The organism is Pseudomonas sp. TE3728 (assembly GCF_056279145.1).
The window spans coordinates 3,762,911-3,776,157 of record NZ_JBWBQT010000001.1; the positions used below are offsets into that span (position 1 = coordinate 3,762,911).

The 13,247-nt window shown below is 59.9% G+C and carries 12 protein-coding genes and 1 pseudogene; 5 read left to right on the top strand and 8 right to left on the bottom strand.

Going from position 1 to position 13,247, the window contains the following annotated elements; all coding sequences use genetic code 11:
- Positions 1-135: 135 nt before the first annotated feature.
- Together ACZ89R_RS16365 and ACZ89R_RS16370 are read right to left on the bottom strand one after the other, a co-directional pair.
- On the bottom strand, positions 136-801 hold the full coding sequence (locus tag ACZ89R_RS16365; protein WP_429545225.1) for a fumarylacetoacetate hydrolase family protein: 666 nt from the start codon (positions 799-801) through the stop codon (positions 136-138).
- Positions 802-837: 36 nt separating this feature from the next.
- A complete protein-coding gene (locus ACZ89R_RS16370) occupies positions 838-2,232 on the bottom strand; it encodes an FAD-binding oxidoreductase (RefSeq protein ID WP_429547848.1) in 1,395 nt (464 codons plus the stop codon).
- Between the two features lie 204 nt (positions 2,233-2,436).
- Here ACZ89R_RS16370 and serA point away from each other — a divergent pair, with 204 nt between their 5' ends.
- The gene (serA, locus tag ACZ89R_RS16375) at positions 2,437-3,666 is read left to right on the top strand and encodes a phosphoglycerate dehydrogenase (RefSeq protein WP_007897715.1); all 1,230 of its coding nucleotides are present in this window, start codon (positions 2,437-2,439) and stop codon (positions 3,664-3,666) included.
- Positions 3,667-3,728: 62 nt separating this feature from the next.
- Here the strand turns inward: serA and ACZ89R_RS16380 are convergent, their stop codons facing one another.
- On the bottom strand, positions 3,729-4,154 hold the full coding sequence (locus ACZ89R_RS16380; protein WP_218395339.1) for a DUF4399 domain-containing protein: 426 nt from the start codon (positions 4,152-4,154) through the stop codon (positions 3,729-3,731).
- A gap of 135 nt (positions 4,155-4,289) precedes the next feature.
- Here ACZ89R_RS16380 and ACZ89R_RS16385 point away from each other — a divergent pair, with 135 nt between their 5' ends.
- On the top strand, positions 4,290-4,877 hold the full coding sequence (locus tag ACZ89R_RS16385; protein ID WP_429545224.1) for a transporter substrate-binding domain-containing protein: 588 nt from the start codon (positions 4,290-4,292) through the stop codon (positions 4,875-4,877).
- Between the two features lie 123 nt (positions 4,878-5,000).
- Here ACZ89R_RS16385 and ACZ89R_RS16390 read toward each other — a convergent pair whose 3' ends face one another.
- Together ACZ89R_RS16390 and ACZ89R_RS16395 are read right to left on the bottom strand one after the other, a co-directional pair.
- Positions 5,001-5,486: a 2-thiouracil desulfurase family protein gene (locus ACZ89R_RS16390; RefSeq protein ID WP_192344958.1), complete on the bottom strand. Its 486-nt coding sequence runs from the start codon at positions 5,484-5,486 to the stop codon at positions 5,001-5,003.
- 2 nt (positions 5,487-5,488) lie between these two features.
- On the bottom strand, positions 5,489-6,121 hold the full coding sequence (locus tag ACZ89R_RS16395; protein ID WP_429545223.1) for a 2OG-Fe(II) oxygenase: 633 nt from the start codon (positions 6,119-6,121) through the stop codon (positions 5,489-5,491).
- A gap of 133 nt (positions 6,122-6,254) precedes the next feature.
- Between ACZ89R_RS16395 and ACZ89R_RS16400 the strand changes: the two are divergent.
- A pseudogene (locus ACZ89R_RS16400) lies at positions 6,255-7,008 on the top strand (DUF2059 domain-containing protein).
- Between the two features lie 103 nt (positions 7,009-7,111).
- On the opposite strand, the gene bipL reads toward ACZ89R_RS16400, so the two are convergent.
- Positions 7,112-8,059, bottom strand: a complete 948-nt coding sequence (bipL, locus tag ACZ89R_RS16405; RefSeq protein WP_429545221.1) for a phospholipase BipL — start codon at positions 8,057-8,059, stop codon at positions 7,112-7,114.
- A 97-nt stretch (positions 8,060-8,156) separates the two neighbouring features.
- Here bipL and ACZ89R_RS16410 point away from each other — a divergent pair, with 97 nt between their 5' ends.
- Positions 8,157-8,735, top strand: a complete 579-nt coding sequence (locus ACZ89R_RS16410) for a DUF6436 domain-containing protein (protein ID WP_429545220.1) — start codon at positions 8,157-8,159, stop codon at positions 8,733-8,735.
- Positions 8,736-8,838: 103 nt separating this feature from the next.
- The gene (locus ACZ89R_RS16415) at positions 8,839-11,250 is read left to right on the top strand and encodes a penicillin acylase family protein (protein ID WP_429545219.1); all 2,412 of its coding nucleotides are present in this window, start codon (positions 8,839-8,841) and stop codon (positions 11,248-11,250) included.
- 226 nt (positions 11,251-11,476) lie between these two features.
- Here the strand turns inward: ACZ89R_RS16415 and ACZ89R_RS16420 are convergent, their stop codons facing one another.
- Positions 11,477-12,367: an ABC transporter permease subunit gene (locus ACZ89R_RS16420; protein ID WP_050682234.1), complete on the bottom strand. Its 891-nt coding sequence runs from the start codon at positions 12,365-12,367 to the stop codon at positions 11,477-11,479.
- Positions 12,364-13,245, bottom strand: coding sequence for an ABC transporter permease subunit (locus tag ACZ89R_RS16425; protein WP_177319477.1), 882 nt, complete (start codon positions 13,243-13,245; stop codon positions 12,364-12,366). Before ACZ89R_RS16425 ends, ACZ89R_RS16420 begins: the two co-directional genes overlap by 4 nt.
- Positions 13,246-13,247: the final 2 nt, after the last annotated feature.

The window sequence follows — 13,247 nt, forward strand, 5'->3', positions numbered from 1 at the left end:
CCGGACAACATGTGAAAAAAACGGGAAATGGCGGGAAAGCCCTTTGCGGGCAGCCAAGATCAAAGGATCGCAGCCTTCGGCAGCTCCTACAGAGATTGGTGTAGGAGCTGCCGAAGGCTGCGATCTTTTGCTTTTTTAGCGGACGCTGCTGGTAAAGCGGCTGGCGCCTGGCAGTTCGAGCACCAGTTCGTCACCGACATTCAGCGGGCCAACACCCACCGGCGTACCGGTGAGGATCACATCACCGGCCTGCAGCGAGAAGCAGCCGGCCATGTACTGGATCATCGGCACGATCGGATTCAGCATGTCCTTGCTGTTGCCATCCTGGCGCACTTCACCATTGATGGTCAGGCGGATACCAATGTCGCTCAGGTCGGCGAAGGTGCTGCCAGCCACGAACGGCGCAATCACTGCCGCGCCGTCGAAGGACTTGGCGATTTCCCACGGCAGACCCTTGGCCTTCAGCTCGGCCTGTTTGTCGCGCAGGGTCAGGTCAAGAGCCGGGGCGATGCCGGAGATGGCATCCAGCACTTCTTCACGGCTCGGCTTGGTCGACAGTGGCTTGCCGATCAACACGGCGATTTCCGCTTCGTAATGCACCGAGCCACGTTCGGTCGGAATACTGAAACCGCCTTCCAGCGGCACCACGCAACTGCCCGGTTTGATGAACAGCAGTGGCTCAGTAGGCACCGGGTTGTCCAGCTCCTTGGCGTGTTCGGCGTAGTTACGGCCGATGCACACCACTTTCCCCAACGGGAAGTGAATACGCGTACCGTCGACATACTGGTGCTGATAGCTCATTACCGACTCCTGTTTCGTAGCTCTTAAATTCAAAAGTCAAACAGCGAAAATCTTGCCCGGGTTCATGATGCCGTTCGGGTCGAACACCGCTTTGACGGCTTTCATGTACTCGATCTCAACCGGCGAGCGACTGTAGGTCAAGTAGTCACGTTTGGTCATGCCCACGCCATGTTCGGCGGAAATCGAACCGTTGTACTTCTCCACGGTTTCGAACACCCACTTGTTGACGGTCGCGCATTTGGCGAAGAACTCGTCCTTGCTCAGGTTGTCCGGCTTGAGGATGTTCAAATGCAGGTTGCCGTCGCCGATGTGGCCGAACCAGACGATTTCGAAATCCGGGTAATGTTCGCCGACGATCGCGTCGATTTCTTTCAGGAACGCTGGGACTTTCGACACAGTGACCGAAATGTCGTTCTTGTACGGCGTCCAGTGGGAGATGGTTTCGGAGATGTACTCGCGCAACTTCCAAAGGTTCTGCAACTGGGTTTCGCTTTGGCTCATCACGCCGTCCAGTACCCAGCCCTGCTCGACGCAGTGCTCGAAGGTTTCCAGGGCATGATTGGCCACTTCTTCGGTGGTCGCTTCGAATTCCAGCAGCGCGTAGAACGGGCAATCGGATTCGAACGGCGCCGGTACGTCACCGCGCGCCATAACCTTGGCCAAGGCTTTATCGGAGAAGAATTCGAAGGCAGTCAGGTCAAGCTTGCTCTGGAACGCGTGCAATACCGGCATGATCGAATCGAAATCGGCAGTGCCGAGGACCATCGCGGTGAGGTTTTTCGGCGCACGGTCCAGACGCATGGTGGCCTCGACCACAAAGCCCAGCGTGCCTTCGGCGCCGATGAACAGCTGGCGCAGGTCGTAACCAGTGGCATTCTTGATCAGGTCTTTGTTCAGTTCCAGCAGATCGCCCTTGCCGGTGACGACTTTCATGCCGGCCACCCAGTTGCGGGTCATGCCGTAGCGAATTACCTTGATCCCGCCGGCATTGGTGCCGATGTTGCCGCCAATCTGGCTGGAACCTGCCGACGCGAAGTCCACCGGGTAATACAAACCGTGCTCTTCAGCCTTGTTCTGCAATTGCTCGGTGACCACGCCCGGCTGACAAACGGCCGTGCGGTCAGTCAGGTTCACGTCGAGGATCTGATTCATGTAGTCGAAGGACACGACCACTTCGCCATTGGCTGCCACGGCCGCAGCCGAAAGCCCGGTACGACCACCAGAGGGCACCAGCGCAACCTTGTGTTCATTGGCCCAACGGACAATGGCCTGGACCTGCTCGATCGTCTTGGGAAACACGATGGCGGTCGGGGCCGGGGCGAAATGCTTGGTCCAATCCTTACCGTAAGCATTCAGGGAGTCGGCGTCGGTCAGGACCTTGCCAGACTCAACCAGGGTCTTCAGCTCATCAATCAGCGCAGGATCGGTCATCGACAGAACTCTCGAACAATTCATGGTCATCCTGAGAACGCTTCACGTCGCAGGAATGAGTGTTTAGCGGGGTGCATATGCTAGCATATCGACCCCGCAGCATAGTGCCCAACGGCTGTCCTGCGGCGACGGCTTTCTTGCCGTCCGGGTCAGCATCTGTTGACCATTTCCTGCCATTTTTCTCCGGGATACAGGTTTACGCAGATGAGCAAGACTTCTCTCGATAAGAGCAAGATCAAGTTCCTTCTTCTCGAAGGCGTCCACCAATCGGCTGTCGACGTCCTCAAGGCGGCGGGCTACACCAGCATCGAGTACCTCACAGGTTCTCTGCCGGAAGCCCAGCTCAAGGAAAAGATCGCTGATGCGCACTTCATCGGCATTCGCTCCCGCACTCAACTGACCGAAGAGATCTTCGATCACGCGAAGAAACTGGTGGCTGTCGGCTGTTTCTGCATCGGCACCAACCAGGTCGACCTCAACGCGGCTCGCGAACGCGGCATCGCGGTATTCAACGCGCCGTACTCAAACACTCGCTCCGTAGCCGAGCTGGTATTGGCCGAGGCGATCCTGTTGCTGCGCGGCATCCCTGAGAAGAACGCTTCCTGCCACCGTGGCGGCTGGATCAAGAGTGCAGCCAACTCCTTCGAGATCCGTGGCAAGAAGCTTGGCATCGTCGGTTACGGCTCGATCGGTACTCAGCTGTCGGTTCTGGCTGAAGGCCTGGGGATGCAGGTGTACTTCTACGACACCGTGACCAAGCTGCCACTGGGTAACGCCACCCAGGTCGGCAACCTGCACGAGCTGCTGGGCATGTCCGACATCGTCACCCTGCACGTTCCGGAAACCGCAGCCACCCAGTGGATGATCGGCGAGAAGGAAATCCGCGCCATCAAGAAGGGCGGCATTCTGATCAACGCTGCTCGCGGCACTGTTGTTGAACTGGACGCCCTGGCGGACGCGATCAAGGACAAGCACCTGATCGGCGCGGCCATCGACGTATTCCCGGTGGAGCCGCGCTCCAACGAAGAAGAGTTCGAAAGCCCGCTGCGCGGCCTGGACAACGTGATCCTGACCCCGCACATCGGTGGTTCCACCGCTGAAGCGCAGGCCAACATTGGTCTGGAAGTGGCGGAAAAACTGGTCAAGTACAGCGACAATGGTACGTCGGTATCGTCCGTGAACTTCCCGGAAGTGGCCCTGCCGGCTCACCCTGGCAAGCACCGTCTGCTGCACATCCACGAGAACATTCCGGGTGTGATGAGCGAGATCAACAAGGTCTTCGCCGAAAACGGCATCAACATTTCCGGTCAGTTCCTGCAGACCAACGAGAAAGTCGGCTACGTCGTGATCGACGTCGATGCCGAATACTCGGAAATGGCGCAAGAGAAGCTGCAGCACATCAACGGCACCATTCGTTGCCGCGTGTTGTTCTGATAGTGACTTGAGTGACAAAAAAGGAGACCTTCGGGTCTCCTTTTTCATGGGCGTGACTGATGTTACTTAACGTTGACGGTGATTTTCTCCGACACGATCGGCGGATCGAACGGCATGTGACCGCTGTCGCCCAGCTCAAGCTGCAAGGTGTGTTTGCCCGGCGTCAGCTTTACTTCAGCCTGGGTCTGCGCCTTGCCGAAGTGCAGGTGGTTGGCATCGTTGGGGATCGGTGCACCGGCGGCTGGCAGTTTATCGACATCGATCAGCAAGTGGTGATGGCCTGTGTTCTTGGTGACATCGCCCGCCGGCGCCAGCGCAATGTTCTCGACAGCGAACTTGACGACGACAGTTTGCGGAACCGTGGCTCCGTCCGCAGGAGAAACGATGGACACTTGTGCACCTTTGGGAGCAGGTGTGGCAGCCGTTGCCAGCATCGATGCACCCAGCAACAGTCCAGCCAGCGCTGCTCGTGACATAAAGCTTTTCATTCTCTTCTCCAGTTTTTCCGTAAAATTCGCTCGACCGTGACAACTTCACGGCCATTCGTTGTCGAAGGCACACGACAACCATAGCAAAGCGAGCCTGAACAGCGCGTCGCGATAAATGAATTCAAAGGAGTGACCATGCGCTTTTTGCCTGGCCTGATCTGCCTGCTACCCCTTTTGAGCCCTTTGGCTCATGCCGAACTGATGGACGATGTAAACGACCGCGGCGAACTGCGCATTGCCCTTGAGGCCAATACCCCGCCCTTCAATTACAAGGATGATGACAAACTGACCGGCTTCGAGGTCGAGTTGGGTCAACTGCTGGCCGGTGAGCTGGATGTAAGGGCCGACTTCGTCGTCACCGATTCCGTCGACCTGCTGGCCGGCGTCGAAAGCGGCAAGTACGACGTCGCCATCAATCACATAGCACAGACCCCGGAGCTGAAGGATCGTTTCGACTTCACCGAACCTTACATTCACACCAATGCGCAATTGATCGCGCAGAAAGAAGAGCAGCCGCGTTCAATCCTGTTGGTGCAGTCGCTGACGGAAGAAAAGCCGAAAGCCGCCCCGGCTGTGAGCATGGCCATTCCGTTTCAGAAGGGTAACCCGGCGTTCCATGCCAGCCTGGAAAACGCCTTGCAGCGGATCAAGGGAGATGGCCGATTGGAAGCGTTGTCGCAGAAGTGGTTCGGGGCGGATACGAGTGTGGCGCCGAAACCCTGAAATCGCGGAGAAACCTGTGGGAGCGAGCCTGCTCGCGATGGGGTCATAACAGTCAACATTGATATTGAATGTAAGACCGCTATCGCGAGCAGGCTCGCTCCCACAGTGGATCTGGGTTTGTCGTTAGTCGAGGGTTGCCAGTGCCTGCGCCGCTTCAGCCAACTCCAGCTCGCTGAAAACCTGCACGCCATGGCGCTTGAGCAATGCCGCGGTAACACCCTCACCGTTGACCTTCACGCCACTGAACGTCCCGTCATAGGTCAACAGATTCCCGCAAGACGGGCTGTTGGCCTTGAGCACGGCGATACGAATGCCGTGCTGCTGCACCAGCTCCAGCGCCTGATAAGCCCCCGAAAGAAACTCGGCACTAACGTCCTCGCCTTCAGTGGTGAGGACCGATGCAAGGCCATCAAGCACTTCACCGCCCTGCCCGCCCGGAATCTCCGCCGCGGCTCTTGGCGTCGGCAAACCACCGGCAACTTCCGGGCACAACGGCACCACCCGGCCTTCGGCAATCCACTGCTCCAATAGATTGAACGGTCCACTGGCGCCGCCGTCGTAACGGACGCGGTGACCAAGCAAACAGCGGCTTACCAGAATCTTTTGCATGATCAGAACGGCTCGTTGCCACGACGGCGGAACCAGCCCGTCAACGACAGGCGATCTCGGGTTGCGGGCAGGACTTCGTGGGGGACTTCGCCCGACAGGAACACCACCAGGCATCCGCCAGTGGGCACCACATCATGTTCGACGCCTTCGTCCAGGTACATGCGCAACTGACCGCCATGCTCGGGCAGCCAGGCGTCATTGAGGTAGATCACCGCCGAGACCATGCGCCGATCATCATCGCGGAAACGGTCGACATGCTTGAGGTAGAAAGCGCCAGGCGGGTACAGGGCGAAATGGCTTTCGAAATCTTCCAGACCCAGAAACAAACTGCGATTCATCGCCTCACGCAGGCTGTTCATCAACCCCAGATAACTGTCGCAGGCCTCGACCTGACCGGGTTCGAGCCATTGGATATGGTCACCGCGAATGCCCTCGCGGATCTCCGAAAACGGCCCGCGCCCTACGGCGGCCGGGGCGAGCTCGCCCTCAGCGGCACGTTTGCGACACTCGGCCGCCAGCGCCTGGGTCAGATCCAGAGGCAGGAAAATATTCTGCTGCGACCAGCCGCGCTCAGCCAGGTCGTCGACGATACGTAACAGCAGCGGATGATCAGAGGATATTTGCATGGCGCGCATAGTATTCCTGTACCCGCAAATCCGACAGAGCCGCGCAGCGGAGGATTGGTCGGATAAGGCACGCAACCTGATACGAATTCTCGACAAGTACGAATGCCGCACGGAGAATAGTCGCCTGCTGACAGGAGTCCCTATGCGCCGTTTGCTTTTTTCACTGCTGATGTTCTGTGTTTTGCCCGCCTGGGCAGACGGCCACGACCAGTTGTACAAGGTCGCCGGTTGGCCAGAACAACGTGCGCATTTCAACGATGCTCTCTCTGCCGCTCAGCAGCGTTACCAGAACAGCCTGCCGCCGGCGGTGTTTCAGGCTCTGCTCAACAACAGTAATCAGCGCTTTGCGCCCAAAGCCATGGATCAGCGTGCCGAAGCGCAGCTGCGCAAAAAGCTTGCCGATCCGAAACCTGCATTGACCTTCTTCCAATCGCCCTTGGGCAAGAAGATCGTCGCCCGCCGAACTGCTGGCGACCCGTCGCGATCAATTGGCCAAAAACGCCAAGGGCTTGCCGAAAATGCAGGCCAGCGATACCCGTCAGCTGATCATTGGTCACCTGGCCCAAGCCCTGCCTGCCCGCGAGGCCGGTGCTGAAGTCAGCCTGGCGATTGCGGGCGTGGCGGCCGACAGCCTGAGCTCGATGATCCCCGGCCTGCTCGGTGGCGGTCAGGCTCAAGGCATGTTGAACGGCCAGCGCCAGCGCCTGATGGAGCAGATCGGCGCTGACCTGAACAACACGCTGCTGTATGTCTATCGCGACCTGTCGGATGAAGAACTGGAAGAGTTCGCAACATTCGCCGAGTCCACTGAAGGCAAGGCTTACTACCAGGCGGCATTGGCGGCGATTCGGGCGGGGTTGGCGGTGGGGCAGAGTACGTCGAGCCTTGCCCAGTGAAATAGCGCCGCTCCCGAAAAGATCGCAGCCTTCGGCAGCTCCTACGGGGTGCACGGCATGCTTTTGTAGGAGCTGCCGAAGGCTGCGATCTTTTGATCTTGCCTCATCGATTCTGACGACTCATCCGCTTGCTCAAAAACCCGAAATACTCCTGCCGCAATCCCGCTGACTCATTCGCCAGATGATGCCGCGCCTTGGGCAACATCAGCACCTGCGGCCGATCGAACTTATCCCGCAAGACATCAAGGTTGTGCTTCCAATCCACGGTCATGTCCGCCTGCCCCTGCACGATCAGCGGCTGCCGCGGGCTGCTCGGGGCCGCTTCGATACGCTTGATCCACCGCCCCAGCGCACCAACCCAGGCCGTTGGCAGGCGCAGCGGCTGCAGTGGATCGGCTTGCAGGAACGTCAGGAAGTCGGGGTCGTTGGAGTTCTCGCTGAAACGCCGGGCGATGCCTTTTACGAACGGCTTGAGCAGGTAATAACTGAGCTGCGACCAACCCCAGGCTCGCGGCCGCACCAGTGGCGACAGCAGAATCACCTGCCCTTGGGCGGGACTGTTCGCGCCCTGATTGAGCACATGATCAATCACGATCGCCCCGCCGGTGCTTTGCCCGCACAGGTGCCAGGGCTGCGGAAGGCCCAGCGATTGCGCCTCGGCCAACAGCCCTTGCAGGGTGCTCTGATACTCGGCGAAGTCCTTGATGCTCGCCCGTTCGCCACTGGACAAACCATGCCCCGGCAGGTCACAGGCGATCACCGCAAAACCCTGGTCCAGCGCCCACTCGATCACATGCCGATAGAGCCCGGTGTGATCGTAGAAACCGTGAAACAAAAACAGCGTTGCCTTCGCCCGTTCGGGCCACCAGAGCTGGCTGACCACTTCATAACCATCGACCTCGAAACGCCCCAGGCCACTGCGCAGGTTTCGCCGGGGGAAATCCAGCCCATAAAAATGCTGATAGGCCATGGCCTCGGTCGACAGCGGCTGCCACTCGGCCAATGGCCGCAGGCTGGCACGCAAATGATCGGGGTCGAAAGTGGCAGACATGGGCTATTCCAGAGCGCGAAACTGACTTTATGGGCCTGCGATATTCATCTGTCGCGGCAAGCATGGCAAGCTAGCCGACCTTCGAGGATTGAAACCCATGCGCCCGGACTACCGCACCACATTGCTTGCCAGCCTGCTCGCCCTTGTGTGTGCCGGCGTGCTGTGGGCCGCCTATGACTGGTTTCAGGGGCGCTACTTGCGTGCCTTCAGCTCGCACACTGCGGTGTTCTCCGGCGACCCATTGCGCCTGCCAGACGAACTTGCCGGCCCCGGCGCCATTCGCCTGGTGCACTTCTGGGACCCGGCCTGCCCGTGCAATGTCGGCAACCAACAACACCTGACCGAACTGGTCGAGCGGTATGTACCGCAGGGCGTCGAGTTCTATGCGGTCCAAAAACCCGGCAGCCATGGTCAATTGCCCGGCACGTTGAGTCGCCTTAAAACCATCACTGTCCTGCCAGGTTCCGAACAGATCCCTGCCAGCCCGGCGGTGGCGATCTGGGACCGCAGTGGCAGGCTGGCGTATTTCGGGCCGTACAGCGAAGGCCTGACCTGCAATTCGAGCAACAGTTTTATCGAGCCCATTCTGCAAGCGCTGAATGAAGGCCGGGCGGTGAACGCCACCCATACGCTGGCGGTGGGTTGCTACTGTCCGTGGCCTGCTGAGGTGAAGTAAGGCATTCCTGACTTTTCCAGGACCGCGATGCCCGGCACAGGAGGTCTGTGCTACACGTTTGCAGCCCACACTGGCGGCAATCCCGTAAGAACAAGGAGTCACCATGAAACGCGTCCTGACCGTACTTGCCTTGCTGATTGTCGTACTCGTCGCCGGGGGCGGCTGGTATGTGTACAGCAAGCAACCGACGCGCCAGGGCCAGGTGCAATTGCAGCACCTGCAAGGTTCGGTGACCGTGCGCTACGACGTGCGCGGCGTGCCACATATCCGTGCCGAAAACGAAACCGACCTCTACCGCGCCCTTGGCTATGTGCATGCCCAGGACCGACTGTTCCAGATGGAAGCCATGCGGCGCCTGGCCCGTGGTGAGCTGGCCGAAGTCCTCGGCCCGAAACTGATCGACACCGACAAACTGTTTCGCAGCCTGCGCATCCGCGAGCGGGCTGAAAGCTACGTCGCCGCGCTGGATCGTCAGTCGCCGGCCTGGAAGGCCCTGCAAGCCTATCTGGACGGCATCAATCAATATCAGGACAGCCACGCTGCGCCGGTAGAGTTCGATGTGCTGGGGATCCCCGAGCGCCCTTTCACTGCCGAAGACAGCATCAGCATCGCCGGCTACATGGCCTACAGCTTTGCCGCGGCGTTTCGCACCGAACCCTTGCTGACTTACGTGCGTGACCAACTGGGCGCCGAGTATCTGAATATCTTTGATCTCGACTGGCAGCCCAAGGGCGTGCTGGCCAAAAGACGCGCCAACCCTGCACCGGCCCTCACCGCCAATGACTGGAAGGATCTGAACGCCCTCGCCCGTTTGAGTGAGCAGGCATTGGCCGACAATGGCCTGCCGCAATTCGAAGGCAGCAATGCCTGGGTGATTTCCGGCAGCCGCAGCAAAAGCGGCAAGCCACTGCTGGCCGGTGACCCGCACATTCGCTTCTCGGCGCCGTCGGTGTGGTACGAAGCGCACCTGTCGGCGCCGGGTTTCGAGCTTTACGGTTACCATCAGGCGCTGGTGCCGTTTGCGTTTCTGGGCCACAACCTGGACTTCGGCTGGAGCCTGACCATGTTCCAGAACGACGATCTGGACCTGATCGCCGAGAAGGTCAACCCGGACAACCCGAACCAGGTCTGGTATCGCGGCCAGTGGGTCGACATGGTCAACACCGAACAACAGATCGCGGTCAAAGGCCAGTCACCGGTCACCCTGACCCTGCGCCAGTCGCCCCACGGCCCGATCATCAACGATGCGCTCGGCACTGCCGCCGGCAAAACGCCGGTCGCCATGTGGTGGGCCTTCCTCGAGACGCCGAATCCGATCCTCGACGGCTTCTACCAGCTCAACCGCGCCGACACCCTGGCCAAGGCCCGCGCCGCCTCGGCCAAGGTTCAGGCTCCGGGGCTGAACATCGTCTACGCCAATGCCAAGGGCGACATCGGTTGGTGGGCCTCGGCGCTGCTGCCCAAGCGCCCGGCCGGGGTGAAGCCCGGTTTCATCCTCGACGGCAGCACCCCTCAGGCGGACAAGGAAGGTTTTTACCCGTTCAGCGCCAACCCACAGGAAGAGAACCCCGCGCGGGGCTATATCGTCTCGGCCAACTTCCAACCGGTGTCGCCGACCGGCATGGAAATTCCCGGTTACTACAACCTCGCTGATCGCGGTCAGCAGCTCAATCGTCAGCTCAGCGACAAGAACGTGAAGTGGGACAACGAGTCCAGCCAGAAGCTGCAACTGGGTACCACCACCGACTACGGTCCGCGCTTGCTGGCGCCGTTGCTACCGGTACTGCATGAAGTGGTGAGCGATCCCGCCGAGCTCAAATTCGTGGAGCAACTGACGCAGTGGAGCGGCGATTATCCGCTGGACTCCATCAGTGCCACGCTGTTCAACCAGTTTTTGTTCAACCTCACCGACGCGGCGATGCGCGATGAACTGGGCAACGACTTCTTCGAAACGCTGCTGCCGACCCGGGTGATCGATGCCGCACTACCGCGGCTGGCAGCCTCCGCCGACTCACCGTGGTGGGACAACCGCAACACCCCCGGCAAGGAAACCCGCGCCGATACGGTCAAGGTTGCCTGGCAAGCGAGCATGGCTCACCTCAAAACCACCCTGGGCGACGACTCCACACAATGGCAGTGGGGCAAGGCGCACACCTTGACTCACGGCCATCCGCTGGGGACGCAAAAACCGCTGGAGCGGATCTTCAACGTCGGGCCGTTCGCGGCGCCCGGCACCCACGAAGTGCCAAACAACCTCTCGGCGAAGATCGGCACGGCGCCGTGGCCTGTGACTTACGGCCCGTCGACGCGGCGGCTGATCGACTTCGCCGACCCCGCCCACAGCCTGACCATCAACCCGGTCGGCCAGAGCGGCGTGCCGTTCGACCGTCACTATGACGACCAGGCCGAGGCGTATATCGAGGGGGTTTACTACCAGGCGCATTTCAATGATGAAGAAGTGACGGCCAATACCCGTAGTACCTTGAAGCTGTTGCCGGCCAGGGCTGCTCATTAATTTTGTGGTGTGACGGCGGGCCTCATCGCGAGCAGGCCTCGCTCCTACAAGGGATCTTCAGTGAACATAAATTTTGTGTCTGCCACAGATCCTGTGGGAGCGAGCCTGCTCGCGATGCAGGCAACTCGGTGCAAGCAGGAAACCGAGGTGATGCTATCGCGAGCAGGCTCGCTCCCACATTGGATCTGTGGTTGGCCACACAGACGTGGTCAACCCGGCATCAAGCTCAAACCGCTTCCGGCGCCTGGGCCCGGCGCACGTCCGGTTGTTTCCAGGAATCGGCGGCGCCTTCCTCGATGGCCTGCTGGATCGCACGCTTGCGAATCTCTTCGGCACGACGGCTGAAGTACCAGACCAGGAACGTCACCAGCGACACCGCCAGCAAAATCAGGCTGGCCACGGCGTTGATCTCAGGCTTCACGCCCAGGCGCACCGCGGAGAACACTTCCATCGGCAGGGTCGTGGAACCCGGACCGGACACGAAGCTCGCCAGCACCAGGTCATCCAGCGACAAGGCGAACGACATCATCCCGCCCGCCGCCAGCGACGGCGCGATCATCGGAATGGTGATCAGGAAGAACACCTTCCACGGCCGTGCGCCCAGGTCCATGGCCGCCTCTTCGATGGACAGGTCCAGCTCACGCAAGCGCGCCGACACCACCACCGCCACATACGCCGCACAGAACGTGGTGTGGGCGATCCAGATGGTGACGATGCCGCGTTCCTGCGGCCAGCCGATCATCTGCGCCATGGCCACGAACAGCAGCAACAGCGACAGACCGGTGATCACTTCCGGCATCACCAGCGGTGCGGTGACCAGGCCACCGAACAGCGTGCGGCCCTTGAAGTGGGTGATTCGCGTCAGCACGAACGCCGCCAGCGTCCCCAGTGCCACCGCTGCAATCGCGGTGTAGCAGGCGATTTCCAGCGAGCGCACCACCGAGCCCATCAGTTGGGTGTTGTCCATCAACCCCACGTACCACTTGATCGACCAGCCGCCCCACACCGTCACCAGTTTCGAGGCGTTGAACGAGTAGATCACCAGGATCAGCATCGGCGCGTAGATAAACAGCAAACCCGCTACCAGCATGAAACTTGAGAAACGGAAGCGCTTCATTCCTTGCCCTCCATTTCTTTGGCCTGACTACGGTTGAACAGAATGATCGGCACAATCAGGATCGCCAGCATCACCACCGCAAGCGCTGATGCCACCGGCCAGTCACGGTTGTTGAAGAACTCTTGCCAGAGCACCTTACCAATCATCAGGGTTTCCGGACCGCCGAGCAGTTCCGGGATCACGAACTCGCCCACGACCGGGATGAACACCAGCATGCAGCCGGCGATGATGCCGTTCTTGGACAGCGGCACGGTGATCTTCCAGAAACTGTTGAAGGTGCTCGAACCGAGATCCGACGCGGCTTCCAGCAGGCTGGTGTCGTGTTTGACCAGGTTGGCGTAGAGCGGCAGGATCATGAAAGGCAGATAGGAGTAAACGACCCCGATGTAAACCGCGAGGTTGGTGTTGAGGATCTGCAGCGGCTCGTCGATCCAGCCCATGCTCATCAAAAAGCCGTTAAGCAGGCCGTTGTTGCTGAGGATGCCCATCCACGCATACACGCGGATCAGGATCGCGGTCCAGGTCGGCATCATGATCAGCAACACCAGCACCGTCTGCAGTTCTTTGCGGGCACTGGCAATGGCGTAGGCCATCGGGTAGCCGATCAACAGGCAGAGGACGGTGCTGATCAGCGCCATCTTCAGCGAACCGAGGTAAGCGGCGATGTACAACTCGTCATCGCCCAGCATCGCGTAGTTGCTCAGGTTAAGCAGCACCTGGAGCTTCTGGTCGATGAAGCTGTAGATCTCGGTGTACGGCGGAATGGCCACGTCGGCTTCGGCGAAGCTGATCTTCAAGACGATGAAGAACGGCAACATGAAGAACATGAACAGCCAGATGAACGGAACCCCGATGACCAACTGACGGCCACCGGGAATTA

Coding starts and splice junctions, on each gene's coding strand:
- serA (WP_007897715.1), top strand. CDS start 2,437: ATGAGCAAGACTTCTCTCGATAAGAGCAAGATCAAGTTCCTTCTTCTC.
- ACZ89R_RS16390 (WP_192344958.1), bottom strand. CDS start 5,486: ATGCAAAAGATTCTGGTAAGCCGCTGTTTGCTTGGTCACCGCGTCCGT.
- ACZ89R_RS16420 (WP_050682234.1), bottom strand. CDS start 12,367: ATGAAGCGCTTCCGTTTCTCAAGTTTCATGCTGGTAGCGGGTTTGCTG.
- ACZ89R_RS16410 (WP_429545220.1), top strand. CDS start 8,157: ATGCGCCCGGACTACCGCACCACATTGCTTGCCAGCCTGCTCGCCCTT.
- ACZ89R_RS16395 (WP_429545223.1), bottom strand. CDS start 6,121: ATGCGCGCCATGCAAATATCCTCTGATCATCCGCTGCTGTTACGTATC.
- ACZ89R_RS16365 (WP_429545225.1), bottom strand. CDS start 801: ATGAGCTATCAGCACCAGTATGTCGACGGTACGCGTATTCACTTCCCG.
- ACZ89R_RS16370 (WP_429547848.1), bottom strand. CDS start 2,232: ATGACCGATCCTGCGCTGATTGATGAGCTGAAGACCCTGGTTGAGTCT.
- ACZ89R_RS16415 (WP_429545219.1), top strand. CDS start 8,839: ATGAAACGCGTCCTGACCGTACTTGCCTTGCTGATTGTCGTACTCGTC.
- ACZ89R_RS16385 (WP_429545224.1), top strand. CDS start 4,290: ATGCGCTTTTTGCCTGGCCTGATCTGCCTGCTACCCCTTTTGAGCCCT.
- ACZ89R_RS16380 (WP_218395339.1), bottom strand. CDS start 4,154: ATGAAAAGCTTTATGTCACGAGCAGCGCTGGCTGGACTGTTGCTGGGT.
- bipL (WP_429545221.1), bottom strand. CDS start 8,059: ATGTCTGCCACTTTCGACCCCGATCATTTGCGTGCCAGCCTGCGGCCA.